19 protein-coding genes and 1 pseudogene are annotated in these 25,140 nt (G+C 70.5%); 7 read left to right on the forward strand and 13 right to left on the reverse strand.

Annotated elements, in window-relative coordinates; all coding sequences use genetic code 11:
• Positions 1–219: 219 nt before the first annotated feature.
• Positions 220–651, reverse strand: coding sequence for an MGMT family protein (locus AB0412_RS29610; RefSeq protein ID WP_366405660.1), 432 nt, complete (start codon positions 649–651; stop codon positions 220–222).
• Between the two features lie 185 nt (positions 652–836).
• On the opposite strand from AB0412_RS29610, the gene AB0412_RS29615 reads away from it, so the two are divergent.
• The 3 genes from AB0412_RS29615 (at position 837) to AB0412_RS29625 (ending at position 6,884) form a co-directional block, all read left to right on the forward strand.
• Entirely contained in the window at positions 837–3,605 is a 2,769-nt protein-coding gene (locus AB0412_RS29615) for a lysylphosphatidylglycerol synthase transmembrane domain-containing protein (RefSeq protein ID WP_366405661.1), read from the forward strand.
• 101 nt (positions 3,606–3,706) lie between these two features.
• Complete coding sequence (locus AB0412_RS29620; protein WP_366405662.1) at positions 3,707–5,254, forward strand: alpha/beta fold hydrolase; 1,548 nt, start codon at positions 3,707–3,709, stop codon at positions 5,252–5,254.
• A 136-nt stretch (positions 5,255–5,390) separates the two neighbouring features.
• Positions 5,391–6,884: an alpha/beta hydrolase gene (locus tag AB0412_RS29625; RefSeq protein ID WP_366405663.1), complete on the forward strand. Its 1,494-nt coding sequence runs from the start codon at positions 5,391–5,393 to the stop codon at positions 6,882–6,884.
• Between the two features lie 82 nt (positions 6,885–6,966).
• On the opposite strand, the gene AB0412_RS29630 is transcribed toward AB0412_RS29625, so the two are convergent.
• From AB0412_RS29630 to AB0412_RS29680, 11 genes and pseudogenes are all read right to left on the reverse strand, one after another.
• Entirely contained in the window at positions 6,967–7,521 is a 555-nt protein-coding gene (locus AB0412_RS29630) for a hypothetical protein (RefSeq protein WP_366405664.1), read from the reverse strand.
• 16 nt (positions 7,522–7,537) lie between these two features.
• Complete coding sequence (locus AB0412_RS29635) at positions 7,538–11,968, reverse strand: DUF6531 domain-containing protein (protein WP_366405665.1); 4,431 nt, start codon at positions 11,966–11,968, stop codon at positions 7,538–7,540.
• A 7-nt stretch (positions 11,969–11,975) separates the two neighbouring features.
• The gene (locus AB0412_RS29640; RefSeq protein WP_366405666.1) at positions 11,976–12,287 is read right to left on the reverse strand and encodes a hypothetical protein; all 312 of its coding nucleotides are present in this window, start codon (positions 12,285–12,287) and stop codon (positions 11,976–11,978) included.
• A gap of 124 nt (positions 12,288–12,411) precedes the next feature.
• Positions 12,412–12,693, reverse strand: a pseudogene (locus tag AB0412_RS29645) (hypothetical protein); the annotation flags it as partial.
• A gap of 138 nt (positions 12,694–12,831) precedes the next feature.
• On the reverse strand, positions 12,832–14,010 hold the full coding sequence (moeZ, locus tag AB0412_RS29650; protein ID WP_366405667.1) for an adenylyltransferase/sulfurtransferase MoeZ: 1,179 nt from the start codon (positions 14,008–14,010) through the stop codon (positions 12,832–12,834).
• Positions 14,011–14,073: 63 nt separating this feature from the next.
• A complete protein-coding gene (locus AB0412_RS29655; RefSeq protein ID WP_366405668.1) occupies positions 14,074–14,850 on the reverse strand; it encodes a spherulation-specific family 4 protein in 777 nt (258 codons plus the stop codon).
• The gene (locus AB0412_RS29660) at positions 14,838–15,839 is read right to left on the reverse strand and encodes an NAD-dependent epimerase/dehydratase family protein (RefSeq protein ID WP_366405669.1); all 1,002 of its coding nucleotides are present in this window, start codon (positions 15,837–15,839) and stop codon (positions 14,838–14,840) included. The genes AB0412_RS29655 and AB0412_RS29660 overlap by 13 nt, the downstream gene beginning before the upstream one ends.
• 280 nt (positions 15,840–16,119) lie before the next feature.
• Positions 16,120–17,223 (reverse strand): hypothetical protein, encoded by a 1,104-nt coding sequence (locus tag AB0412_RS29665; RefSeq protein ID WP_366405670.1) that lies wholly within the window; start codon positions 17,221–17,223, stop codon positions 16,120–16,122.
• Entirely contained in the window at positions 17,220–18,959 is a 1,740-nt protein-coding gene (locus tag AB0412_RS29670) for a DUF3492 domain-containing protein (RefSeq protein WP_366405723.1), read from the reverse strand. Before AB0412_RS29670 ends, AB0412_RS29665 begins: the two co-directional genes overlap by 4 nt.
• 182 nt (positions 18,960–19,141) lie before the next feature.
• Entirely contained in the window at positions 19,142–20,476 is a 1,335-nt protein-coding gene (locus AB0412_RS29675) for a DUF3152 domain-containing protein (protein WP_366405671.1), read from the reverse strand.
• Positions 20,477–20,964: 488 nt separating this feature from the next.
• Positions 20,965–22,038, reverse strand: a complete 1,074-nt coding sequence (locus AB0412_RS29680) for an alpha/beta hydrolase (protein WP_366405672.1) — start codon at positions 22,036–22,038, stop codon at positions 20,965–20,967.
• 195 nt (positions 22,039–22,233) lie between these two features.
• Between AB0412_RS29680 and AB0412_RS29685 the strand changes: the two genes are divergently transcribed.
• From AB0412_RS29685 to AB0412_RS29700, 4 genes are all read left to right on the forward strand, one after another.
• Entirely contained in the window at positions 22,234–22,461 is a 228-nt protein-coding gene (locus AB0412_RS29685; protein ID WP_366405673.1) for a hypothetical protein, read from the forward strand.
• Between the two features lie 191 nt (positions 22,462–22,652).
• Positions 22,653–23,321, forward strand: a complete 669-nt coding sequence (locus tag AB0412_RS29690; protein ID WP_366405674.1) for a TetR/AcrR family transcriptional regulator — start codon at positions 22,653–22,655, stop codon at positions 23,319–23,321.
• Between the two features lie 156 nt (positions 23,322–23,477).
• Positions 23,478–23,705, forward strand: coding sequence for a DUF3107 domain-containing protein (locus AB0412_RS29695; protein WP_260827407.1), 228 nt, complete (start codon positions 23,478–23,480; stop codon positions 23,703–23,705).
• A gap of 182 nt (positions 23,706–23,887) precedes the next feature.
• Positions 23,888–24,157 carry a hypothetical protein gene (locus AB0412_RS29700; RefSeq protein WP_366405675.1) on the forward strand — a complete coding sequence of 90 codons (270 nt, stop codon included), beginning with the start codon at positions 23,888–23,890 and terminating at the stop codon, positions 24,155–24,157.
• Positions 24,158–24,238: 81 nt separating this feature from the next.
• Here the strand turns inward: AB0412_RS29700 and AB0412_RS29705 are convergent, their stop codons facing one another.
• On the reverse strand, positions 24,239–24,994 hold the full coding sequence (locus tag AB0412_RS29705) for a ferritin-like fold-containing protein (protein WP_366405676.1): 756 nt from the start codon (positions 24,992–24,994) through the stop codon (positions 24,239–24,241).
• Positions 24,995–25,140: the final 146 nt, after the last annotated feature.

The following is a 25,140-nucleotide window of genomic DNA, read 5'->3' on the forward strand; positions in this document are numbered from 1 at the left end:
GCACCGCGCGTTGAGGGCGGTGGCCGCGGGGTGAGGGGGACACGTGCAGCCGACGCTACGCCGACGGAAAGTGCGGAAGCAGGGCTTCCGCTTCTTCCCTCCGGGCACATCCGGCACGCATGTCCCTCGCCTCACGAACGTACGTCATGGCACGGAGGTGCCCTTCTTCCCCCGTACGGATCACAGGTCACACAGCGGGGCGTCCGATGGCGGAAGCTGTCAGGTGTGACCCTCCGTGTGTCCGCCGCCGTCCCACCTCGCGCGTCTCACGTCGAGACGCGGGACGTGGCCCTCGGCGGCCCGGCTCCCCTCCCTCAGCGGAGTGCCCTCCGCGCGGTAGTGCGCGAGGGCTCTGAGTTCGTGTCCCGGCAGCAGGACGCCGTCCGCCCGGACGACGCGCCACCAGGGGACGGCACCCCCGTACAGGGCCATCACCCGCCCCACCTGACGCGGGCCGCCCTCCCCCAGCCACTCGGCCACGTCCCCGTACGTCATGACCCGGCCCGGCGGGATCAGCTCGGCCACCTCGAGGACCCGTTCCGCGTACTCGGGCAGGGCGTCCTCGGCGCGGGCGCCCTCGGCGGAAGCGGCTCCGGCGCGGGCGTCCCCGGCGCGCGGACCGGCATCGGACGGAAGGCTCTCCTGGCTCATCGGCCCATCCTGCACCACCCCACCGACAACGCGACGCGCACGCGCGCGTGCGTATGCCTCGCCCCGGGGCGGCGCTTCGGGCAGACTGTGCGGCCCCGCATATGGACCCTGATGCCCCCTTGTCCCGGTACGGCATGCCACCATCATGCGGGCGGTGACTGGTGATACGAGATCAAGAAGAGACGATGAAGCAGCAGGGTGCACACCCCGACGACACGGAGGGCACCACTGAGGCTTCGTCGCGCCCGGACGCCGCGAACACCGACCCGAAGAACACCGACCCGAAGAACACCGGCAAGTCCGGCAATCCCGGCAACTCGAAGAAGCCGGGCAACTCCGAGGACACGGACACGGTGCACATCGACGAGGTCGAGGGCGACGAACCGCTGCTCCCCGCGCGCGTGCACCGCCCGTCCGACCTCATGCGTCTCCTGGTGGGCGTACTCGCCGTCGTCGTGCTGCTGGCGATCGCCGCGTTCGCCCACGGCACCACCTCGGGCCTGGAACAGGACATCAACAAGGGCACCGGGCAGGCGCCCGACCTGCTCATCAAGATCGCGGGCCTGGCGTCCAGCATCGCGATCCTCCTCGTGCCGGTCGCGTTCGCCATCGAACGGCTGATCAAACGCGACGGGCTGCGGATCGCCGACGGCGTGCTCGCCGCCGTCCTCGCGCACGGGGTGACCCTGGCCACCGACCTGTGGGTCGCCCGGGCAGCCCCCGGCTCGATCCAGGAGGCGCTCACCCAGCCCTCCCCCGGCGACATCCACGCCCTAACCGATCCCGTGCACGGCTATCTGGCCCCGGTGATCGCGTACATGACGGCCGTCGGGATGTCCCGCAGACCCAGATGGCGGGCCGTGCTGTGGGTGGTGCTGCTCCTCGACGCCTTCTCGATGCTCGTCACCGGGTACACCACCCCGTTCTCGATCATCCTGACGGTGCTGATCGGCTGGACCGTGGCCTACGGCACGCTCTACGCGGTCGGTTCCCCCAATGTGCGCCCCACCGGACGGACCCTGATGGCAGGTCTGCGGACCGTCGGCTTCCGGCCGGTGACCGCGTCCCGCGTGGAGTCCGCGGAGGCCTCCGAGGCCGGCGACCGGGGCCGCCGCTACGTCGTCACCCTGGAGGACGGCCCGCCGCTGGACGTGACGGTGGTCGACCGTGAGCAGCAGGCGCAGGGATTCTTCTACCGCGCGTGGCGCAATCTCACTCTGCGGGGCTTCGCCACCCGCAGCAGCCTCCCGTCCCTGCGCCAGGCGCTGGAGCAGGAGGCGCTGCTGGCGTACGCGGCGATCGCCGCCGGGGCCAACGCCCCCAAGCTGATCGCGACCTCAGAACTCGGCCCCGACGCGGTGATGCTCGTCTACGAGCACATCGGCGGACGCACCCTCGACTCGCTGCCGGACGAGGAGATCACCGACGAGCTGCTGCGCGACACCTGGCACCAGGTGCGGGCGCTGCAGTCCCGCCGTATCGCGCACCGCAGGCTGGTGGGCGACGCGATTCTGGTGGATCGTTCCGGCACGGTGGTCCTCACCGATCTGCGCGTCGGCGAGATCGCGGCCGGCGATCTGCTGCTGCGCATGGACATCTCCCAGCTGCTGGTGACGCTCGGCCTCCGGGTGGGTGCCGAGCGGGCGGTGGCCTCCGCGGTGAGCGTGCTCGGACCGGACGCCGTGGCGGACTGCCTGCCGATGCTCCAGCCGATCGCGCTGAGCCGCTCCACGCGCGGGACCCTGCGCAGGCTGGCCCGGGAACGCGCGGAACGCGAACGCGAGGCGGTCCTGGAGGCGTCCCGGCAGGCCAAGCTGCTGCGCGCGGAGCAGGCCGCGGACACCACGGAACGGCCCGTGCTCGACAAGCCCGACAAGAAGGCCGCACGCGCGGAGCAGCGGGCCGAGAAGCGGGCCCTGGACGAGGCTCTGGAAGAGGCGCGCGAGGAGGATCTGCTCACCCAGATCCGGCACCAGGTGCTGCGGATCAGGCCACAGGCACCGGTGGAGCCGGCCCGCCTGGAGCGGGTGCGCCCGCGCACGCTGATCAGTTTCATCGCCGGCGCCATCGGCGCGTACTTCCTGCTGACCCAGCTCACCCACATCGAGTTCGGGCCGCTGATCGCCAACGCCGAATGGGGCTGGGTGGCCGCGGCCGTGCTGTTCTCGGCGGCCAGCTACTTCGCGGCGGCCATGGCGCTGCTGGGGTTCGTGCCGGAGCGGGTGCCGTTCCTGCGGACCGTGGCCGCACAGGTCGCCGGGTCGTTCGTGAAGATCGTCGCCCCGGCGGCGGTGGGCGGTGTCGCGCTGAACACCCGGTTCCTCCAGCGGGCCGGGGTGCGGCCGGGGCTCGCGGTGGCGAGCGTCGGCGCGTCGCAGCTGTTCGGGCTGGGCTGTCACATCCTGATGCTGCTGGCCTTCGGCTATCTGACCGGCACCGAGAAGACGCCCTCCCTGTCGCCGTCCCGCACGGTCATCGCGGGTCTGCTGACGGTGGCGGTGCTGATGCTGGTCGTGACGTCGGTGCCGTTCCTGCGGAAATTCGTCGTCACGCGCGTGCGCTCGCTCTTCGCGGGTGTGGTGCCGCGCATGCTCGATGTGCTGCAGCGCCCGCAGAAGCTGATCACCGGTATCGGCGGCATGCTCCTGCTGACCGCCTGCTTCGTCCTGTGCCTGGACGCCTCGGTCCGGGCGTTCGGCGACGAGACGACGTCGATCAGCATCGCCAGCGTCGCGGTCGTCTTCCTCGCGGGCAACGCGCTGGGTTCCGCGGCGCCGACACCGGGCGGCGTGGGCGCGGTCGAGGTGACCCTCACGGTCGGTCTCATCGCCGTGGGACTCCCCCAGGCGGTCGCCACACCGGCCGTGCTGCTGTTCCGGCTGCTGACCCTGTGGCTGCCGGTGCTGCCCGGCTGGCTCGCCTTCAATCACCTCACACGCAAGGAAGCGTTGTAGGAGTTCGGGCAGCCAGGGCGGTGGCGGTGAGACCCGGGACTCCGTCGCTCGTACGGCCGGTGCCCCGCGCGTACCGCTGCGCACGACCGCAGGATGGAGGCATGCCCAAGCCCTTCCGTGTGCGCGCCGCCGCCCTGACCGTCTCCGCCGTGCTGCTGCCCGCGCTGCTGGCCGGCTGCGGCGAGGACGACGACTCGGACGGGGACCTGACACGGCAGGAGCTCAGCTGGAAGGACTGCCCGGCCCCGTCCGAGGCCCAGGGCGGCGGCTCCGCCCCCTCGCCCCTGCCCGGCGGCGCGGCATGGCAGTGCGCCACCATGAAGGCCCCACTGGACTGGGACGACCCCGAGGGCGACACGATCGATCTCGCGCTGATCCGGGCGAGGACGAGCGGCCCGGCGAAGGACCGCATCGGCTCCCTGATCTTCAACTTCGGCGGACCGGGCGGTTCCGGCGTCACCGCGCTGCCCGCGTTCGGCGACGACTACGCGATCCTGCGCACGCGCTACGACCTGGTGAGCTTCGACCCGCGCGGGGTCGGCCGCAGCGCACCCGTGATCTGCCAGGACGACCGGCAGCTCGATGCGTACTTCGAGCAGGACGCCACCCCGGACGACGGCGTCGAACGCACCGAACTCCTGGACAGCACCAAGGAGTTCAACGCGGCCTGCGAGGACAACTCCGGGCGGATCCTGCCGCATGTGCGCACCACGGACACCGCCCGTGACCTGGACCTGATGCGCCAGGTCCTCGGCGACGACAGGCTGCACTACTTCGGCATCTCCTACGGCACCGAACTCGGCGGCGTCTACGCCCACCTGTTCCCGAAACGGGTGGGCCGCGCCGTGTTCGACGCGGTCGTCGACCCGACGCAGAACCCGGAACAGGGCTCGCTCGGGCAGGCGCGGGGTTTCCAGCTCGCCCTCGACAACTACGCCGAGCACTGCGTCTCCCAGATCGAGGAGTGCCCCGTCGGCGACACCGCCCAGAACGTGAAGGACCGTATCGCCAGGCTCCTGAAGGATCTCGACAGCAAGCCGATCCCGGGCATCCTCCCGCGGGAGCTGACCCAGACGGAGGCGACGAACGGGATCGTGCAGGCGCTGTACTCGCAGGAGTTCTGGGAGTTCCTCACCAACGGTCTGGAGCAGGCGTACGACGGCGACGGGACGATTCTGATGGTGCTGTCCGACTCCATGAACGGACGCAGCGAGAACGGCCGGTACAGCAACCTCGTCCCGGCCAACGCCGCCATCAACTGCGCCGACGACAGACCCCGCTACACCACCGAGGACGTGGAGCGCAGCCTGCCCGCCTTCCGCGCCGCCTCCGAGCTCTTCGGCGACTACCTGGCCTGGGGGATGATCAGCTGCACCGACTGGGCGGTGCCCGGGGCCGCCGACCATCCCGACGTGAGCGCGCCAGGCGCCGCCCCCATCCTGGTGATCGGCAACACCGGCGACCCGGCCACACCGTACGAGGGGGCGCGCAAGATGGTGCGGGCGCTCGGTGAGGGCGTCGGTGTCGAGCTGACATACAGGGGGCAGGGGCACGGCGCGTACGACAGCAAGAACAGGTGTGTGCGGAACGCCGTGCACGGCTATCTGCTGGACGGCAAGGTGCCGGCCGCCGGCACCGTCTGCTCCTGACCACCGAGGCTCCGAGGAAACCAGCAGGTCAGAGCGTTATCCACAGGCTGACACGGCGGGAGCGAGATCTGCCTACCATGGCCTGACCGCCCTCCGCGGCACCGTGCGGAGGGCATACGAGGGGGGGATGTGGCACATGACGCGTTTCGTACGGTGGACGGCTCTCGGGGTCGCCGCCGCGCTGCTGACGGCGGGCTGCAGCGGCTCGTCCGACGACGACTCCGGGGACGACGGCAAGAGCGGAGCGACGGCGCTCGACTGGAAACGCTGCGAACCCTCAGGGGACGCGCCCGCGCCGGGCGACGACTGGCAGTGCGCCACGCTCCAGGTGCCGCTCGACTGGTCGAAGCCGGACGGCAGGACGATCGGGCTGGCGCTGATCCGCGCCGAGGCCACCGGCGACGACCGCCTCGGCTCGCTGCTGTTCAACTTCGGCGGCCCCGGCGGCTCGGGCGTGTCCATGATGCCGTCCTACGCCGACACGGTCTCGAAGCTGCGCGAGCGCTACGACCTGGTGAGCTGGGATCCCCGCGGGGTGGCCGCCAGCGAGGGCGTCCGGTGCCGCGCCGACAAGGACATCCAGGCGGCCGAGTCGTCGGTGGACAGCACCCCGGACACCCCGGCCGAGGAGCGGACGTTCCTGGAGGACGCGGCCGACTTCGGCAAGGGCTGCGAGCAGTCCGCCGGGGAGATGATGGGCCATGTGTCGACCACCGACACCGCCCGCGACCTGGACCGCATCCGGCAGGCCCTCGGCGACGACAAGCTGAACTACTTCGGCATCTCCTACGGCACCGAACTCGGCGGCGTCTACGCCCACCTGTTCCCGAAGCGGGTGGGCCGGATGACCCTCGACGCGGTCGTCGACCCGAGTGCCGACATGGTGGGCCACGCCAGGAATCAGACCCTCGGCTTCCAGCGCGCCCTGGACGACTACCTGAAGTCCACCGGCCAGGACCCCGCACAGGGATCGCGTGAGATCGCGGACCTGCTGAAGCGGATCGACGCCGAGCCGCTGCCGACGTCGACACGCGGGCGGGAGCTGACCCAGTCACTGGCGCTCACCGGCATCATCCTGCCGCTCTACAGCAAGGACGGCTGGCCGGCGCTGACCAGTGCCCTGCAGGCCGCCGAGGAGGGTGACGGCTCCGAACTGCTGGCGCTGGCCGACGGATACAACGAACGCGACGCCTCGGGGCGTTACGGCACGACGACCCATTCGCAGCGGGTCATATCGTGCCTGGACGACAAGCAGCGGCCGACTCTGGAAGAGACGAAGAAGCTGCTGCCGGAGTTCGAGAAGATCTCACCCGTGTTCGGCCCCGCCCTCGGCTGGGACATGGCCGGCTGGTGCCACGAGTGGCCGGTGCCCGGACAGCACGACACCCCGGAGGTGAGCGCACCGGGCGCGGCGCCGATCCTGGTGATAGGCAACACCGGCGACCCGGCCACGCCCTACGAGGGCGCCCGCAGGATGGCGGACGAACTGGGCAAGGGCGTCGGTGTCGTCCTCACGTGGAAGGGCGAGGGCCACGGGGCGTACGGCAGCGGCAGCGACTGCGTCGACTCGACGGTGAACACATACCTGATCGACGGAAAGCCCCCGAAGGACGGCAAGGTCTGCTCATGAGAAAGGCGGGGGCTCGGCCACCCACGACACCCCGAGCCCCCGCCTCGACACTGACGCGTTGCGCGGCTTCTCCCGAACCAGTTCAGGGAGACGTCGCAGTGATCCAGTCGGTCGCCCTCGCCAGCGTCGGTCCGCTGACTTCTTCACCACCGGAGACATAGGCCAGCCATCGAAGCTCGTCACAGGCGAAGAACGATTCACCCCACGTGTCCACCCAAATGCGCGCTTCATGATCGCCTGAGCACGTCAGGTCCCACCACGCCCAGCCTCGGAACTCGGAATCGGGATCAAACTGGTAAAGCCATTCCTGCACGTCCCAACGCCCGCCCCCGATCACCGCTTCATAACGCTCCACCCCTCTTTGCGGGAAGTCAGGGAAAGAGGCCCTGCCCGGCTGACTGGCGGCGACGAACCAGTCAGGGATTGCATCGAGCGGGAGATCCTCTCCATCGAACGGCTGTGAAACCGCCAACTGGAGGGCGGGAGCCAACACGGAGCGCACTCGGGTGTCGAACTCTGCGACCGGTCCGCTCGTCTTCACATCAAAAACACACAAGACAGGAGGAGCATCACCCGGTGCGGGCCTGCGCGACAGTCGGAGGCGCTCCTGTTCGATGTCCTCGATTTCATGAATCATTCTGGGAGTTTCTCCGTCAGCCTTCCTGGACTACCCTGCCCGGATACTTCGCCACTTCTCTCCTGAACTCATCGAGCATACCGCTGGGAATTCCGTAGAGGTCGTCTCCCATGGTCGGGTCCGAGATCTCAGGGCAGATCTTCTTGAGTTGCTTCCACTCTTCCTTGGTGAACCCCAGACCCTCCGGCTGCTTCTGGGGAATCGCCGTCCTTCTGATCATCTCCCGGAATTCTGACGATATCTGGAATTCAACGATCTGTCCGCCCTCGCCGCGAAACCGTACCGTATGCCCCATATCCCCGCTCAAGTTCACGTACAGGGCTCCCTTGCCGGTGATGGTCACCTTGCCGTCCTCACCGATGTGGATCCGCCGACTCAGGGGGTGATCGGTCTGCTTGCGATATCCCGGGATGGTCTCCTCACACCCTGGCGCGAGTCCCAGGGGGTCGGTCCACGTGTGCGGATTGTGTACATACGTGGATGGGTTGGGCGCGGGTGCAAGCCCGAGCGGGTCGGGGGTGAGGTAGCGGGCGGTCTCCGGATCGTAGTGCCGGTGGTAGTTGTAGTGGAGTTCTGTCTCCGGGTCGAAGTATTGGCCCGGAAACCGTAGAGGCGTGTACGTGGTGCTGTCCGACGCCCATGACGTGGTGCCCCACAAGGTGCTCCGTGTGCGCCAGGCGATCCCGCCGGTCTCGTCGACGAGTTCCGTCGGAGTACCGACCAGGTCGGTGACGATGGCGAAGAACCGGGCGTCGATCTCGTCCTGTGTCGCGTCGTCGACGTCGATGCGTTCCGTCTGAGCGATCGGGTGCAGGCCTTGGTGGTCCCAGGTGAGGGTTACCGGACGGGGCAGCTCGAAAGACGAGGTGGTCTGCTCGCAGAGGGTGGTGCCGTCCCAGGTGAAGTCGGTTCTTTCGACGACCGTGCTTTCATCAGAGGACAGGCGCATCTTGGCGATCCGTCGCCCGAGTGGGTCATAGAGGTACCGCCACCGGGTACCGTCCGGCGTCGTGACAGAGGTGAGACGGTCCTCGGAGTTCCAGGTGAAGCGCCAGGTGTCCGGTTTGCGGGACAGTCGGGTCTTCTGGCGCACCGTGATGCGGCCGGCCCGGTCGTGCTCGTACCGGACGTTGCCGGCGCTGGTGATGCGTGTGCCGGCGTAGTCGCGCAGGCCATTGGCCTCATGGCCCGGGTGCACTGCGGGCCAGGATGCGTCGATCTGGTTGCCGAGTGCGTCATAGGCGTAGCGCTCGGTCCAGTCCGCGGCGTGGACGCCCGTGACACGGCCGACGGCGTCGAGGTGGAAATGACGGGTGCCGTTGAGTCGATCCGCGATGCGGATGAGCTGCCCGTCCGCCCGGTAGGCGTAGCCCCTTTCTTGGAGGGTCCGGCCTGTGGGATCCAGCAAGGACTGGGTGGCGAGGCGGCCCACTGCGTCGAAGGAGTGACTCAGGACGGCTGTCGTGCCGATGTGACGGCTCACTTCGCGGCCGGCCGCATCGTGCGTGAAGTTGATCGTGTGCCCGGCGGTGTTCAGTGCGGCGGGGTGACCTGCTGCGTCGTAGCTCCAGCGGCTGACCGCCCCGGTGGGGGTGGTGCGCCTCGTGCGGCGACCCAGTGGGTCGTATGCGTAGGTGGTCGTACGGCCGTTGACGGTTTCCGACAGCAAGCGGCCCGCAGGGTCGTAGGCGCGCCAGAGCGTGACGTCTCCGGTGGTGGCCGTGGCGAGCTGGCCTGTCGGGGTGTACGTGTAGGTGGTGATCTGGTCGACGGCCTCCTTGCGCGTGAGCTGTCCCAGGGCGTCCCGCTCGAAACGGGTGGTCTCGCCCAGCGCATCAGTACAGGCGGTGAGGCGGCCCGCTCCGTCGTGAGCGTAGGTGATCGTGCGGCCGTCGAAGTCCGTCTCGGAGACCAGCTGCCCGGAGGCGTCGTAGACATAAACCCAGCGCATGCCGAGGGGGTTGGTGACCTCTCGTAGGCGAAGCTCGGTGTCGTAGGCATAGGTGTGACGCACGCCGTCGGGCCCGGTGCGGGCTGCCAACAGGTCGAAGTGGGTGTACTCGAACCGCGTGACTGCTCCGGTGGCGTCCTCGTGGGTAATGCAGTTGCCTTCAGCGTCGTACGTCCACCTCTCGGTGGTTCCGTCCGCTGCGGTTCGGCAGATGAGCTTGCCCTCTGCTGTCCACTCCTGGCGGGTCGCGTTTCCGAGAGGGTCGGTGATCAGGGTCGGGCGACCGAAGGCGTCACGCGTGTACCGGGTGAGTGCTCCCAGCGGATCGGTGAACTCGATGGGCAGACCTGCCTCGTTGCACCGGACTCGCGTCGTGTTCCCCAGCGCATCCGTGACAGAGGTCAAGCGTCCCTTGGCGTCGAAGGTGAAGCGGGTAGTGGCCCCTACCGGGTCGGTCACGGCGACCCGGTCGCCATGCTCGTTGTACTCCTGGCGCCAGACCGCCCCGTCGGGCCCGGTGATGATCGTGGGCAGGCCGAGGGCGTTGTACTCGGAACACAGTTCCTGGCCGTCCGGCCGCACCACCTGCGTGACGCGGCCGTGTTCGTCATACGCGTATCGCCTGACGGCGCCCAACGGGTCCGTCACCGCGACAAGTTGCAGTTCCTCGTCCCACTCCTGAGTCGTGACGTTGCCGAGCGGGTCGGTTTCACGGATCAGGCGCAGGTTTTCGTTGTGTTCGTAGACGCAGGTGTGGCCCAAGGAGTCGGTGACGCGAGTGATACGGGCTGTGTCGTCGTATTCGAGGGTCGAGGCGAGGGCGTTGCCAGTGCCTCCTGTGGCCACGACTCGGCCTTGGTCGTCGTACACGTACCAGTACGTCATGTCGTTGCGGTCGGTCCACGACGTGATGCGGCCTTCTGCGTCGTAGGCGTAACGCATCGGCAGGCCGGAGGAGTTGATCTCCTCGACCAGATGGCCGTCTTCGTCGTAGCCGAGGGTGAGCAGAGTGGTGCCGAGTGCCTGGGGATCGGTCGGGTCGAGCAGCCGCAGGCCGGTGATGCGGGACAGGGTGGGGTGGTGGTCCAGGGCTAGGTGATAGCCACCGGAGTGGACCACTGCGGTGGGGATGTCGCCGCCGTCGGCGTAGACGATGGTGATGCGGTTGCCGCTGCGGTCCTGGATGTGCTGCAGTGGCAGATCGACCGCTGTGTCGTCAGCCGCGGGGACGGGGCTGTGGAAGACGTGGGTCAGGCCGGTTTCGGGATCCGTGATACGGAGCGCGCCGTCCACCTCGTCGTCCCAGCCCAGGAGAAGGCGGGAGCCGGGAGTCTCCGGGCTGACCTGTTCGTTCGTGTCGGGGTCCGGGAGAGGGAAGCAGATGCGGGCGCCGTCCGCGGTGGCGTAGACGAGGCCCTCGTCGTCGGCCTGCACACGCTGGTCGAGGGTCGAGGCCCAGGTGGGACCGAACCAGCCTCCGAAGCGGTACGACGATATGTGCGTGCGTTCCAGGATCAGCGGCAGGACGCCGGGGAGCGTCACGTCGGTGCGGGTGAGGGCCATGTCGCCGGTGGCCACGTCGATCGGGTCTCGCACGAACTTCTTGACCATGTTGCGGATCGACGCCGGCAGCTTGTTGAAGCCCGGGTTCAGCCTCAGCCGCTCGAAGGTGGCGCAGTTCAGCTTCAGGCCCTTGGTCAGCTCGGCCAGTTGGGCGGGCTTGAGGGCTTTGAGGCCCTTGCCGAGGGCCTTGCCCAGGGCACCGAAGCCAACGCCCAGCAGAGCACCCTCGGTGAGGATCTTGGCCAGCTTGTCCGGGTCGGAGAAGGCGTTCGGGTCTTTCAGCAAGGTGTCGAAGGCGGCGAACTTCGCTCCTTCCTTGCCCATCCGGGCGGCAAAGGCGACGCCCCGGATCTGCTTCAGCGCCTTCAGTGCCCGCTCCACGGCGCGGATGGTCTCCATGACGGTGCGGATCGCGGCGGCGAGGGTCGTGCCCTCCTTCTCGATCCGAGCGACGAGCGCGACGACCTTCGCCGCCCGCTGACCGGCCATGAGAGAGGACACGACCGCGGAGGCACCGCCGGTCAGCACGGACAGCGCCAGGCCGGCGATCTCGAACTCGGCGATCTCCACCAGGAGTACGCCGATCTCGGTGAGCAGCTCGTGTGCCGTGTCGGCGAAGTCGTCCAGCGCCTTGGCGCCCTCGCGCAGCGCGTCCGCCATGTCGGTGGCCTGCTTACGGGCGGCCTTGGAGCGCTTGTGGAACGCCTTGGCGGCCTTGCCCTCCCACTCCACGTCCCGCAGCGCCTTGCCGGCCGCCGCCGCGGCCTCGTCCAGCCCGGTCGCCAGGTGCCGCCACTTCTTGGCGATCTCCCGTATGCCGTCCGGGTCCACGGCCGGGTCGGTGATACCCAGGAACTCCAGACCCTGGGCGACGCTGTCGCCCATCATGTGGTTGAACTTGTTGATGTAGTGCAGGGGGTTGAGGTCGACCACGCCCGGCTCAGCCCTTCTTGGCGCCGACCTGCGCCGCCAGGAGTATGTCGAGCAGATCGAAGGCGTCGGAAACCTCGCCGATCAGCTTGGCCTCTGCCTCCCACTCCTCGTCGAGCTCTTTCGTGAGCTTGGCGAGGGTGGTCATCCCCTCCTGAATCTCGTCCTTGGCACCCAGGAGCGAACCCAGCGCCCCGAGCGCGGACAGGTCATGCGAGGCGGCCTTGAACTCCTGCAACGGCTTCGCCGTATGCAGCCCCACCTTGCGCAGCCCCGAAGCCGCCTTGTGCAGCGACGCAGCTTCCTTGCTCAAGTCCGACACGACACCCAACCCCCGTACTTCGCTCTGTGCACATGCCAACCCAAGGGACCCTAGGCGGGCCGGTTCGAGAGTCGGCAATGCGCGGTTCATCGAAAGGCAAAAACCGCTGGCCCAGCATGCTGTTTCAAGGGTTGGTGGACTGGGTCTCCTGGACGTTCATGGGCTGGGTGGTTTCGAACGTGCCGTCCGGGAGAACACCCGCGCTTGCCGTCGGTGGCGCGGAGGTACCTGATGCCACACGGCGGGGTCTCGTCGGCATCGCCTTGGTGCAGGGGGCTCCCATGGAGCCATCGGCGTTGATCGTGCAGTCGCACGATGCGGGATAGGTCTCGGCGTCGTCCGGGCCTGGCTCCAGATGCAGTGCGACAGGCTTGGTGGTGGTCTCCGCCCACAGGTTGGTGTTCGGGGCACTCCCGCCCAGCCATCCGTAGCCCGGGTCGTCTCCGGGCCACCCGCCGTCGGTCGGCAACGGCAGAAGCCCACGGCGTCTGAACTGGTCAGAGCCGTGGGCTTCGTCAGTCCCGCTGGTCAGCGAGAGCCGTGATCAGTAGACCGGCTTGTGGGGTTCGATCTGGTTGACCCAGCCGATGACGCCGCCGCCGACGTGGACGGCGTCGGAGAAGCCCGCGGACTTCAGGACCGCCAGGACTTCCGCACTGCGGACGCCCGTCTTGCAATTCAAGACGATCTTCTTGTCCTGCGGCAGACCCTCCAGGGCGGTCCCCATGAGGAACTCGTTCTTGGGGATCAGCCGGGCGCCCGGGATGGACACGATCTCGAACTCGTTCGGCTCGCGGACGTCGATGAGCTCGATGTTCTCGCCGTCGTCGATCCACTCCTTGAGCTGCTTGGGAGTGATCGTCGAGTCGGCGGCCGCCGCCTGGGCCTCCTCGGAGACGACGCCGCAGAAGGCCTCGTAGTCGATGAGCTCGGTGACGGTCGGGTTCTCGCCGCAGACCGCGCAGTTCGGGTCCTTGCGGACCTTGACCTGGCGGTACTGCATCTCCAGGGCGTCGTAGATCATCAGGCGGCCGACCAGCGGCTCGCCGATGCCGGCGAGCAGCTTGATGGCCTCGTTGACCTGGATGGAGCCGATGGACGCGCACAGCACGCCGAGCACGCCGCCCTCGGCGCAGGAGGGGACCATGCCGGGGGGCGGGGGCTCCGGGTACAGGCAGCGGTAGCAGGGGCCGTGCTCGGACCAGAAGACGGAGGCCTGGCCGTCGAAGCGGTAGATCGAACCCCAGACGTACGGCTTGTTCAGCAGCACGCAGGCGTCGTTGACCAGGTAGCGGGTCGCGAAGTTGTCCGTGCCGTCGACGATCAGGTCGTACTGGCTGAAGATGTCCATCACGTTGTCGGCCTCGAGCCGCTCCTCGTGAAGGACCACGTTCACGTACGGGTTGATGCCCTTGACGGTGTCACGGGCGGACTCGGCCTTGGGGCGGCCGATGTCGGCCTGGCTGTGGATGACCTGGCGCTGCAGGTTCGACTCGTCGACCTCGTCGAACTCCACGATGCCGAGCGTGCCCACGCCCGCTGCGGCCATGTACATCAGCGCCGGCGAACCCAGGCCGCCGGCGCCCACACAGAGCACCTTGGCGTTCTTCAGCCGCTTCTGCCCGTCCATCCCCACGTCGGGGATGATCAGGTGGCGGGAGTACCTGCGAACCTCGTCTACGGTGAGCTCGGAGGCGGGCTCAACCAGGGGTGGCAGCGACACGGGGACTCCGTTGGTCGGTCAATCAGTACGGTTGTTCTCCCCGTAACAGTGCCACGGCCTTTTTCATTCCGAGACACCCGTTCCGACACGCGAGACGATTTCGTCCCAGTAGCCGGGCAGGGATTCCCAGGGCAGGGACCCCCAGGGGGCGGTGCGGTCCGTGAAGTAGATCGTCGCCGCGCCCTGCCAGCGGGCGATGCGCAGCGCCTCCTCGATGTGCGGGCGTGGCACGCCGTGGACGAAGTGGCAGAAGCGCTCCGGCGGGTGGTCCGCCGTCCACTCGGCGACCTGGGACCAGCGGTAGTCGCTCCACGGGCCGGCAAAGGTGACCAGCTGGTCGGCGAAGCCGGCGTAGCCGGGGTGCGGGTGGGTGCCGTGGCCGAGGACGATGTGGGCATCGTCACGGAGCACACGGAGCGTGGTGACCGTGCGCCGGACCTCGGTGAGCGCGGCAGCGTCGGCGGGGCAGCGGTCCAGGAGGAATCCGTCGACCTGGTACCAGTCGAGGAAGCGGTGGGCGTCCGAGATCAGCTCGCCGAAGCTGCGCGAGCCGTAGGCCGAGTCGAGATGGCCGAGGACGCGGACACCGGCGTTGCGCAGGCGGCCGGCGGCCTCCAGGCAGTGCGGGTCGGGCTGGACGCCGGGGCCGTCGGCGACGTCGAGGACGACCCAGCGGAGGGGGATGCCGGGGGTGGTGAGTTCCGTCCATTCGGCGGCGGCGAGGAGGGGGTGAGCGAGGCCGGGGACGGCGAAGGCGGTCCGGTCGGCGGTCGTCTGTGCTGTCTGCGAGGTTCGGTGGGCGTAATAGCTTGTCTGTTTGGCGCGGCTCAGATACGGCATGCCGCCTCCATCCAGATGTCGGCCAGGGACTCTTCCAGGTTGATCCGGGGGCGCCAGCCGAGCCGGTCGCGTGCCGTGCGGACGTCGGCCTGCTGCCAGCTGCCGCAGCCGTCCGGGTACGGGAACGCGGCGGGGGTCGCGTGGTGCTCGGGGTCGGCGGATCGCGGGTGGCCGATGGTCGGCCTGAGGTGCGGGCTGTGCGTGGCGTGGAGCGCGTGCGGGGCGTGGATGCCGGGGCTGTCGAGTTCGTGGAGGGCGCCGCCGTATCCGGCGACCCGGGCGAGGATCGCGGCGGCGTCGCGCAGCCGGACGGCCCGGCCCGAACCGATGTTGATGACGCCCTGCGCCGCGGAGAGCGAGGCGGCGTGGACCGCACGGGCGACGTCACGTACGTCGATGAAGTCCCGCTGGGCGCCGAGGCCGCCGAGCTTCAGCTCGCCGTCGCCGGACTGCATGGCCCGGCGCATGGCCTCGGCGAGGCGGCCGAGCGGGGAACCGGCGGGGGTGCCGGGGCCCGCGGGTGAGAAGACCCGCAGGACCACCGCGTCCAGGCCGGAGCCGAGGACCAGTTCGGTGGCGGCGAGCTTGCTGACGCCGTACGGGCCGCCGGGGCGGGGGACGGCGTCCTCCGCCGTGGAGGAACCGGGCTGGCTGGGGCCGTACTCCGAGCTGCAGCCGATCTGCACGAGGCGGGCGCCGCAGCCGCTGCGGCGCAGGGCCTCGCAGACGGTGGCGACGGCGACGGTGTTGTGCCGGGTGAGTTCCCGGGCGCCGCCCCGGGTGGCGCCGGCGCAGTTGATCACGACACCGGGGTGGACCGCGTCGAGGAAGCGGGTGAGGGCGCCGGGGCTGCCGGTGGCGAGGTCGAAACGGACGTCGGCGTCGTCGCCGCGGCCGAGGGCGGTGAGCTGGACGGCCGGGTCGGCGAGGAGGCGGTCGGCCACGAAGCGGCCGATGTAGCCGTTGGCTCCGATCAGCAGGACTCTCATCGGGCGGCTCCTTCGGCGTCGTCCGAGGCTGCTGGGCGGGTGATCATGTGGGGTTCTCCTTTGTGCGGGTGTGGGGTCGAGTGCGGTGGGGGGAGTGCGGTTCGGGGTCGAGTGCGGTGTGGGGGCCGGTGGGGGTGCGCGTTGCATGCCTGCGGTGCCAGTGCGGCTTCGGTGGGGGTGCGCGTAGCGCCTACGGGTGGTGGGTGGGACGGGGACGGGGCGGTGGTGTCCGTCCTCCGTTCGACCGGCTTCACGCCGTAGGCGGCTTTCCGTGCGTACGTCATCGGCGGGCCTCCGCGTGGGCCGAGGCGCGGGTGAGCTTGCGCGCTGCGTGGAGCAGCAGGGTGAGGGCCGCCGCGCCGCAGGTGAGGGTGGGAACGGCGGCCGGGGTCCAGGCGGTGAGCAGCGCCTCCACGGGGGTGGCCAGAGCGGCGCAGCCGGGGAGGCGGGCGGCGAAGACGGTGGCCAGGGCTGCTGCCTGCGCGAGAGCCGTGGCGGTGAGGATCACCTTGGGGGCGTGGGTGAAGCCGTGGATGGCGAGGAGGCGGGCCAGGTGGAGGAGGGCGCCCAGGGTGAGGGTCGCGGGCAGGGCGGAGGGTTCGTCGAGGAGGGTGGCGGTGAGGGTGGCCAGGGCTGCCAGGGCGACCAGGTGGAGCGTGACGGTGGCGAGGAGAAGGGGGCGTACCGAGGTGGCGAAGTCCTCCAGGGCGCGGCTCGCGGTGAGTTTGCGGTGCGTGCGGGTGGTGAAGAGGTGGGTCGTCCAGGCTGCGGGGGCGCAGGCGAGGGTGAGGGCCGCGACGGGGGCCGTGGTGAGGGGCCAGTCGGCTGTCGTGGGCGGGGTGTCGGGGCCGCCGGTGAGCGCGGCCTGGAGCAGACCTTCACCCAGGAGGGCGTACGCGATGAGCCAGTAGGTCGGGAGGGTCGTGCCCGGGGCGTGGTGTGCGCGCAGGGGGCCTCGGCGCAGGGCTGCGCGGAGGGTGAGGACGAGCGCCAGGGTGCCCGCGGCAGCGGTCAGGAGGCGGGCTTGGCCGTGGGTGAGGCGGAGCGCCGCGATCGTGGCGAGGCAGAGCAGGCCGGGCAGGAGGGTGAGGACGGCCCAGGCGGTACGGGGCGCGGGGGCGGGTGCGGTGGTGGAGGGTGTGTCGGTGTGGTGGTTGGCGCGGGCGTAGAGCTCCTCGGCTAGGGAGAAGACGTCCCGGTGACGGAAGCGGGCGGCGGTCCGGTCGGTGACGCCGTGGGCCTCCAGGCCGGCCGCGATCTCCAGCGGGTCGACGGCGGTCTCGCACAGTTCGCGGTGACGGTGCAGCAGGGCCTTCACGGGGTCGGCGCCTCGCCGGGGTGCGGGTGTGGCCGGCTCGCGGTCCAGTGCGCTGAGGTCGGTCATCGTGCTGCCTCCGTGGCGGAGACCGCGTCCCGTACCGCCCAGGTGGGGGCGGGGCGGGGCGCGGGGTCGGTCCAGTGGCCGGGGACGTGGGCCTCGGCGGGGCTGGCGAAGGGCAGAGGGTCGCCGGTGTCGTCCAGGAGGACGCGGCGGACCGGGGTCCGCGCGACGATCTCCAGGTAGATGCCGTGGAACGCGGCGATGTTCTGCTCGACGGTGAACAGTTCGAGTGCGCGGGCGCGCGCGGCGGCTCCGAGGCGCTCGCGCCGCTCCGGGGCGCGCAGCAGGGACACGCACGCCTCGGCGAGCGCCCGCGGGTTGCGCGGCGGTACGACGAGGCCGGTGCCGCCGATGACCTCGACGACCGCGCCGACGTCCGTGGAGACCGTCGCCCGGCCGCAGAACATCGCCTCGACCAGTCCGACGGGGAAGCCCTCGACCACGCTGGACAGAACGGTCACGGCGCCGGCGGCGTACGCGTCGGCGGGGGTGGGCAGCTCCGGGCCGCCGATCTCCTCGAAGGACACGGGGTTGTCCCCCACGGCGTGCGGTCCCTCGGCCTCGTCGGGGAAGAGCTGGGCGGCGAGCATCCTGCAGTGGCCCAGGTAGGCGGCGCCTTCGGGGCCGGACGGGCCGCCGATGATCCGCAGCCGGGTTCCCGGCTCCTCCTTGCGGATCTCCGCGAAGGCGTGCAGCAGCGACACCAGGTCCTTCGCGGGTTCCACACGGCCGACCCAGACGAGGGTGTGCGGGTCCGCGCTCTCCGGGGCCTCGCCCACCTCGGCGAAGGGAGCGGCGTCCATGCCGGGGTAGACCGTGCGCAGCTTCGCCCGGTCGGCGCCGCACCGTTCCTGCCAGCGGCGGGCGTGGGTGTTGCCCGGGGTGATGAACGCGGCCTGCCGGTAGGTCTCGGCGGCGAGCCGGCCGTGGAAGGCGGCGAGCATCGACCGGACGGCCGGTGAGGAGTCCGGCCGGGTGAGGTAGTGGGTGCGCAGGCGCACGCCGTACTCGGTCACCAGCAGCGGGATGCCGAAGAAGTGGTGGGCGAGGAGGCCCGTCAGGGCGGCCGTTCCGCCGGATGCGGCGTGGCACAGGTCGACTGCTCCCAGGCCGTCCTCCTCGTACCAGTCGAGGGTGAGGGGGCGCAGAGCGCGCTCAAGATGCGCTGCCACGGCGAGCAGATCGGGTACGCGGGCCTCGCGTGCGGGGCGCCGGGCGCCGGGCGCACGACAGGCGCGCTCCAGGGCGCGCACGGCGGTCTCGGAGCGGAGCGCCGACGCCAGTCCGCCCTCGTCGCGGGCGAGTTCGGCGAGGCCGTACAGGGCGTTGGTGAAACGGTCCGCCTCGGGCGGCACGCGGTGCGCGTCGGCCGTGGCGGGGCGCGTGGCGGTCGGCTCGGGACGTGCACCCGACGACTGCGAGCGCTCGCCGGCGAGGTCGGCGGGATCGGCGGTGCAGAGCGCGGCGGCCAGTTCGCCGTAGTGCTCCGTGAAGCGCCGGCGTGCGCGTCGCCCGTACACCACCCCGTCGTCCTCGGGCGTCCACAGCGGTGCGGTGCGCACGCGGCTGACCTGCGGCGGCAGCGGGACCCAGCCCTCGTCCTCCTGCGCCTGGCTGCGGCTGAACGCGTAGACGTCGAACTCGTGTTGACCGAGCCCGCGCACGAGACGGTCGCACCAGAGCCTGGCGTCACCGCTCACATACGGGTAGCCACCCTCCGTAAGCAGTCCGATGCGCACGTGCACCCCCGATCTCCCGTTTGGGGAGCCGCCGTTGCCCCGGCGGCTCGCAGCGGGACGAACGTATGCGGACAAGGCGGTGGAGCGATGGACGGTTGTCCGTCGCTCCACCAAAAGGGGTGAACGGTCGTAACTTTCCCGTGCGGGGCGCGTTTGGTCGCGCTACGCGCCGGTGCGCTCCGTCAGCTGTTCGGGTACGCCCAGGGGTTGGGGCGGCAGCTGATGCCGTCGTGGTCGAGGAACTTGGTCTGCTGCTGCATGACCGGGGCCAGATCGCCGTCCTTGTCACAGGTGACGTGGTCGTAGCCCAGGCGGTGACCGGTCTCGTGGTTGATCAGCATCTGGCGGTAGGCGTGGAGGTTGTCGCCGTAGGTCTCGGCGCCCTGCGCCCACCGGTAGGCGTTGATCATCACGCGCTCGGTGGCGGCCGAGTCGCAGGAGACGTTGTCGACGGTGGTGTCCAGGCCGGACTTGGCGCACCATTCGGCGGTGGTGCCCGGGCTGGCGAGGGTGATCACGAAGTCGGGCCGGCCGGAGTGGATGCGCTCGAAGGTGCGTGCGCCGTTGTGCGCCCAGCTGCGGTCGTCGTTGAGGGTCTTGTGCACGGCCTGAGCGAAGAGCTCGCCGTCCAGGCCGAGTCCTTTCTCCACGTCCACCCGGTAGGTGATCTTCTGTCCCGTGCCCGGCGCCTTGTCGATGCCGGGGATCGCCTCGAACGTGCCCGAGCCGTCGAGGGTGGCGCTGAGCGGATACCGCTTGCTCATCTTGTGCTCGTACGTCAGCGGCCTCGCGTCGGGCACCCCGGCGGGCGTCTCCCGGTCGTCCCCGCGTGAGGCGGGGTTCCGGACGTCGCGCGCCTGTTCGGGGGCGGACTGTGACTGGACGCCGTCACCGCCGCGGTCGTCGGTGACCTGTCCGGCCACGACGACGGCCAGCACGGTGGTGACGGCCGCCGCCGCGATCCCGGTGAACGCGCGCCCCTTGCCGCCGCGGCTCTGTGCGGGCACACCGGTGGGCGGCGCATCGTCGTCGTCCGGCTCGGCGGGTGCCTGGGCGGCGGGAGCGGCGTCCCAGTCGGTGACGGCGGCGTAGGGGTCCGCGGCCGGGTGAGCAGGGCGGGCGGGCCTGCGCGGGGTGAAGAGGTCGTCGGCCTCGTCGAAGGCGTCGAGGTACTCCTGCCGGGGCCCTCGGCCGGGCGCCTGCCGCTGCCGCGGCACGGGCACGGTCGCGCCGGCCGGCATGCCGTAACCGGCCCCCGCGGCCGTCCGTCCCGTCAACTCGCCCCAGCCGCCCCCGCCTTCCCGCTGCTCGGGGTGCCCACCACGCACCTGAGGCGTGCCGTGGACGGGCGTGCCGTCGGGGAAGCGGGGAACGCCGTGCGCAGGAGTCCCGTCCGGGAGCCGCGGCACCCCATGCGCGGGCGTGCCGTCCGGCAGACGCGGCACCCCGTGAGCAGGAGTCCCGTCCGGCAGACGCGGGACGCCATGCGCGGGCGTCCCGTCCGGCAGACGCGGCACCCCGTGAGCAGGAGTCCCGTCCGGCAGACGCGGGACGCCCCGCGCGGGAGTCCCGTCCGAGATGCGGGGAACGCCACGGGCAGGCGTCCCGTCCGGGAAACGCGGCGAACCGTGGGCAGGCGTCCCGAACCCACTGGGCGCCTCATACGCAGGCGCACCGTGGCCCGGGGTGCCGTGAGCCGGAGTTCCTGACGCCGGAGGGCCGTACGCCGGACTGCCATGGAACGGAGTTCCGTACGCCGAAGCGTCGTAGGCGCCCGGGGTGCCATGCGCAGACGGCTCATGGGCCGCCGAAGCCGCATTCCCCGGCCCCCCGTACCCGGGCGGAGCCTGCTGAGGCCGGGCCCCCTGCGGGCCGGCGGCAGCCCAGCGGCCCGCGCCGCGGCGGGTCTCGCCTCTGCCCGCACGTCCCTCGCGTACCGCGGTCGTCTCCGCGGTGTCGCCCTTGGGGGCGGGTCCACGGCGGCTGTGGCGTCCCACGTCGCGCCTCAGCCCCTCACGTTGTCGGCGGTGACCCCGCCGTCGGCGGTCCCGTCCGCACCGGTTTCGGCGGACGAATCCGGGGCACGCTTCGTGCCCGGCTCCAAAGTATCCCCCTCGACCCCGGAATCCGTTGCATCCGCGAGGAGTTCACGGAACGCGGCGGCCACCGTCTCGGGGTACTCCATCATCGCCACGTGCCCCGCCTCCGGCAGCGTCACCAGCCGGGAGTCCCGGAACGCGCGGGCCGCCCGCTGGGCCATGCGGAAGCCGACGAGCTTGTCCCGGCCGCCGTAGATCAGCAGGGTCGGCGCGAGCACCCGCTCGGCCTGACGCCACAAGGCGTGCTGGCCACCCAGGGTGTACGCGTTGACGAGCCCCCGCGCGGAGCGGGCCATCGCGTCCCAGAAGTACGGCAGCCGCAGCCGCCGCTCCATCTCCTGCACGGCGTTGCGAAAGCCTTCCGGCGTCACGCGGGTGGGATCCCCGTAGCAGAGGGCCATCACCCCGCGGACCCGCTGCTCGGCCGACCACTCACGGGTGATCCGGGTGAACAGAGGTGCCACCCCGGGCATCGCGAGCAGTGCCGTCGGTACGGCGGTGCGCTGCACCCGCAGCTCGGGCAGGGCGGGGGACACGAGCGTGAGCGTGCGGACCAGGTCGGGGCGTACCGCGGCGACGCGCGTGGCGACCGCGCCGCCCAGCGAGTTGCCGAAAAGGTGCACCGGGCCGCGGCCGGCGGCGTCGAGATAACGGATCACCGCGCGTGCGTGCGCGGTGATCGAGTAGTTGCCGTCGTCGGGCGGTGGTGAGTCGCCGAAGCCGGGCAGGTCGACGGCCTCGTTGTCGACGACGTCGTCGAGCAGGGGCATCAGTGCCGACCAGTTCTGCGAGGAGCCGCCCAGTCCGTGGACGTAGAGCGCGGGCGGCAGGCCCTCGCGTGCGGGTTTGCGCGACCGTACCGTCAGGGTGACGCCGGGCAGCTGCACCGACCTGAGGTGCTCGCCCTCCGCGACCCTGACGGCGGCCACCTTGGGCAGCACGTTTGCGGGCGGCACGGACGGCAGCTCGGTCGAAGACATGCGGCAATGTTACGAGACGATCACGTAGTGGTTCATGTGTTCGCCATCACAAGGCCGACCGCAGGGTGCGCACCGCGTCACCTCTCGGTCGCGGATCGCATAGCGTCCGGATCCGGTGTCTCCTAGGCTCGTACAGAGGGCACCCGCATGTGGCCCCTGCATTCTCCAGGGACGTTCGTAGGAAGGGAGCCCAGCATGGCCGTAGACCCCACCGACCCCGAGACGTTCGAGGACGCCGAGGACGCGCAGGAGGGTCAGGAGTACGACGTCGAGGCGCCCGAGGTCGACGCGGCCGAGCAGCACGCGGACATCAGGCCGGACCGCGACGACCCGCTGACGGGTGTCGACCCCGACCGCGCCAACGAGGCGGACCTGGTGGAACAGGCCAGGATCGTCTCGCTCGACGAGGACGACTACCGGTGAGACGACTACCGGTGACACGAGCAGGAAAGAGGACGCATCTTGCCCGCTCTGACACCTTTTGAAACCGTCCGTGCCCCTTTCGCCGTCGTCCGGTCCGTGAAATTCTGCGTTCTCAGCGCGCACACCACGGTTACCGAAAAGTACGATGGCGGCGCGGCTCACACCGCATGTGGACGACAATGGGAGGCGGCGTGACAGCCATCGAGCAGACAGAGGCGGTACGCCCGAGGGGCACCCGCCTGCCGCGCCGAGCCCGACGGAACCAGCTCCTGGGCGCCGCCCAGGAAGTCTTCGTCGCGCAGGGCTACCACGCGGCCGCGATGGACGACATCGCCGAGCGCGCCGGTGTCAGCAAGCCGGTGCTCTACCAGCACTTCCCGGGCAAGCTCGATCTCTACCTCGCACTGCTGGACCAGCACTGCGAGTCGCTGATCCAGGCGGTGCGGGGCGCGCTGGCGTCGACGACCGACAACAAGCAGCGCGTGCGGGCGACGATGGACGCGTACTTCGCGTACGTCGAGGACGACGGCGGGGCCTTCCGCCTGGTCTTCGAGTCGGACCTGACCAACGAGCCCGCCGTGCGCGAGCGGGTCGACAAGGTCACCAACGACTGCGCCGAGGCGATCTGCGACGTCATCGCGGAGGACACCGGGCTGTCCCGGGACGAGTCGATGCTGCTCGCCTCGGGTCTGGGCGGGCTCGCCCAGGTGGTGGCGCGGTCCTGGCTGCACAGTGACCGCTCCGTCCCGCGCGAGCAGGCGGTCCAGCTGCTGACCTCGCTGGCCTGGCGGGGCATCGCCGGCTTCCCGCTGCACGGCAGCGAGAGCAACCACCAGCAGGGCGGCGAGCAGCAGCACTGAACACGGACCGGGCACCGGGGGACGGTCGTTTGTTCCCGTCGGTTGTTCGCTCCTGGCGTGGCCGGGCGGAGCGTGCAGGTCCCCTCACCGGGCTAATGTGTGCTGGGTACGGCGCGGAAGGTCGCGCACTTCACTGACCGTCGGAGGGACATAGCCGTGGAGGTCAAGATCGGCGTGCAGCACGCGCCGCGCGAGATCGTTCTGGAGAGCGGTCAGAGCGCCGAGGAGGTCGAGCGCGTGGTGGCCGAGGCGCTCGCCGGGAAGTCGCAGCTGCTGAGCCTCGTGGACGAGCACGGCCGCAAGCTCCTGGTCCCGGCCGACCGCCTCGCGTACGTCGAGATCGGTGAGCCCGCCCCGCGCAAGGTGGGCTTCGGCGCGCTGTAGGCGGCACGCGGAAGACAGGGCGAGGGCCCGGCGGTACGACACCGCCGGGCCCTTGCGCGTACTGGGCGCGTTCACGGATGGAGCACGGGTTCCGCACAGGGGAGGATTGGATTCCGCAGGTCAGGGGTATGACGGGCTACGACCGATATGAGCAGGCCGGCCATGTGGGAGGGACCCCCGACATGCTCTTGGAAGCGCTCAGCTCCGCGATCCTCGGCCTCGCTCTCGCCTGGGCGGCGACGCGCCGCCTGCCCCATCGGCTGCCCGCCCGCGCACTGGTCCTGTCGACCGGTGTGGCCGGAGCCCTGTTCGGCGCCTTCGTCACGCACACCGCGCTGGACGCGGGCGGCCTGCTGACCGTCCTGCTCGGGGCGGTGATCGTCTCCGTGGCCTCGCTGTCGCTCCTGCTGCGCCCCGCGGGAAGACTCCGCCGCCACTCGGCGACCGCCTGACCGGCGGCCGCCGCCGGCGGGGCACACGCCGGGGCCGGCGCTGAGACGCCCCGCCCACAGCCAGGACGGCACCGTCGGCGGTCAGGCCGCCAGGCCCAGTGCGGCCATGCGCTTGGTGTGGGCCTCGGTGATGCGGGAGAACATCTTGCCGACCTCGGCGAGGTCGAAGCCGTCCGCGACGCCGCCGACGAGCATCGTCGACAGCGCGTCCCGGTCGGCGACCACCCGCTGGGACTGGGACAGGGCCTCCCCCATCAGCCGCCGCGCCCACAGCGCGAGCCGCCCGCCCACGCGCGGGTCCGCGTCGATCGCCGCGCGCACCTTCTCCACGGCGAAGCCTCCGTGCCCGGTGTCGTCCAGCACGGCCAGCACCAGGGCGCGGGTGTCGGAGTCCAGCCGGGCGGCGACCTCACGGTAGAAGTCGCTGGCGATGGAGTCGCCGACGTAGGCCTTGACGAGCCCCTCCAGCCAGTCGGAGGGCGCGGTCTGCCTGTGGAAACCGTCGTACGCGGCCACGAACGGCTCCATGGCGCGGGTCGGCTCCTCGCCGATCTCGGCGAGCCGGTCGCGCAGCCGCTCGAAGTGGTGGAACTCGGCCGAGGCCATCTTCGCCAGCTCCGCCTTGTCGTCCAGCGTCGGCGCCAGCTTGGCGTCCTCCGCGAGCCGCTCGAACGCCGCCAGCTCCCCGTACGCGAGCGCGCCGAGCAGGTCCACGACGGCGGCGCGGTACTGCGGGTCGGCTGAGGCGGCCGTCCAGTCCAGGGCGGCGACGCCGGTGTGTCCGGCGGTGGGATCGGGGGCGTCCGCGGCGTGGTCAGGCTTGTCAGAGCTCGTCATGAAGCGCACAATAGCCCGCTCGTCGCATCCGGGAAGGTCCTGGTCGATCAGTGTGACGACGACTACGTGACCAAATCGGCCATCGCATGTGCGCGAATCCGGGGTATGGTGGTAATGCGCCTGCTGAGCACTCTGACGTACTCGAC

This window comes from Streptomyces sp. NPDC052012, assembly GCF_040689265.1.
GTDB lineage: Bacteria > Actinomycetota > Actinomycetes > Streptomycetales > Streptomycetaceae > Streptomyces.

Coding starts and splice junctions, on each gene's coding strand:
- AB0412_RS29610 (WP_366405660.1), bottom strand. CDS start 651: ATGAGCCAGGAGAGCCTTCCGTCCGATGCCGGTCCGCGCGCCGGGGAC.
- AB0412_RS29615 (WP_366405661.1), top strand. CDS start 837: ATGAAGCAGCAGGGTGCACACCCCGACGACACGGAGGGCACCACTGAG.
- AB0412_RS29620 (WP_366405662.1), top strand. CDS start 3,707: ATGCCCAAGCCCTTCCGTGTGCGCGCCGCCGCCCTGACCGTCTCCGCC.
- AB0412_RS29625 (WP_366405663.1), top strand. CDS start 5,391: ATGACGCGTTTCGTACGGTGGACGGCTCTCGGGGTCGCCGCCGCGCTG.
- AB0412_RS29630 (WP_366405664.1), bottom strand. CDS start 7,521: ATGATTCATGAAATCGAGGACATCGAACAGGAGCGCCTCCGACTGTCG.
- AB0412_RS29655 (WP_366405668.1), bottom strand. CDS start 14,850: ATGCCGTATCTGAGCCGCGCCAAACAGACAAGCTATTACGCCCACCGA.
- AB0412_RS29660 (WP_366405669.1), bottom strand. CDS start 15,839: ATGAGAGTCCTGCTGATCGGAGCCAACGGCTACATCGGCCGCTTCGTG.
- AB0412_RS29665 (WP_366405670.1), bottom strand. CDS start 17,223: ATGACCGACCTCAGCGCACTGGACCGCGAGCCGGCCACACCCGCACCC.
- AB0412_RS29680 (WP_366405672.1), bottom strand. CDS start 22,038: ATGTCTTCGACCGAGCTGCCGTCCGTGCCGCCCGCAAACGTGCTGCCC.
- AB0412_RS29685 (WP_366405673.1), top strand. CDS start 22,234: ATGGCCGTAGACCCCACCGACCCCGAGACGTTCGAGGACGCCGAGGAC.
- AB0412_RS29700 (WP_366405675.1), top strand. CDS start 23,888: ATGCTCTTGGAAGCGCTCAGCTCCGCGATCCTCGGCCTCGCTCTCGCC.
- AB0412_RS29705 (WP_366405676.1), bottom strand. CDS start 24,994: ATGACGAGCTCTGACAAGCCTGACCACGCCGCGGACGCCCCCGATCCC.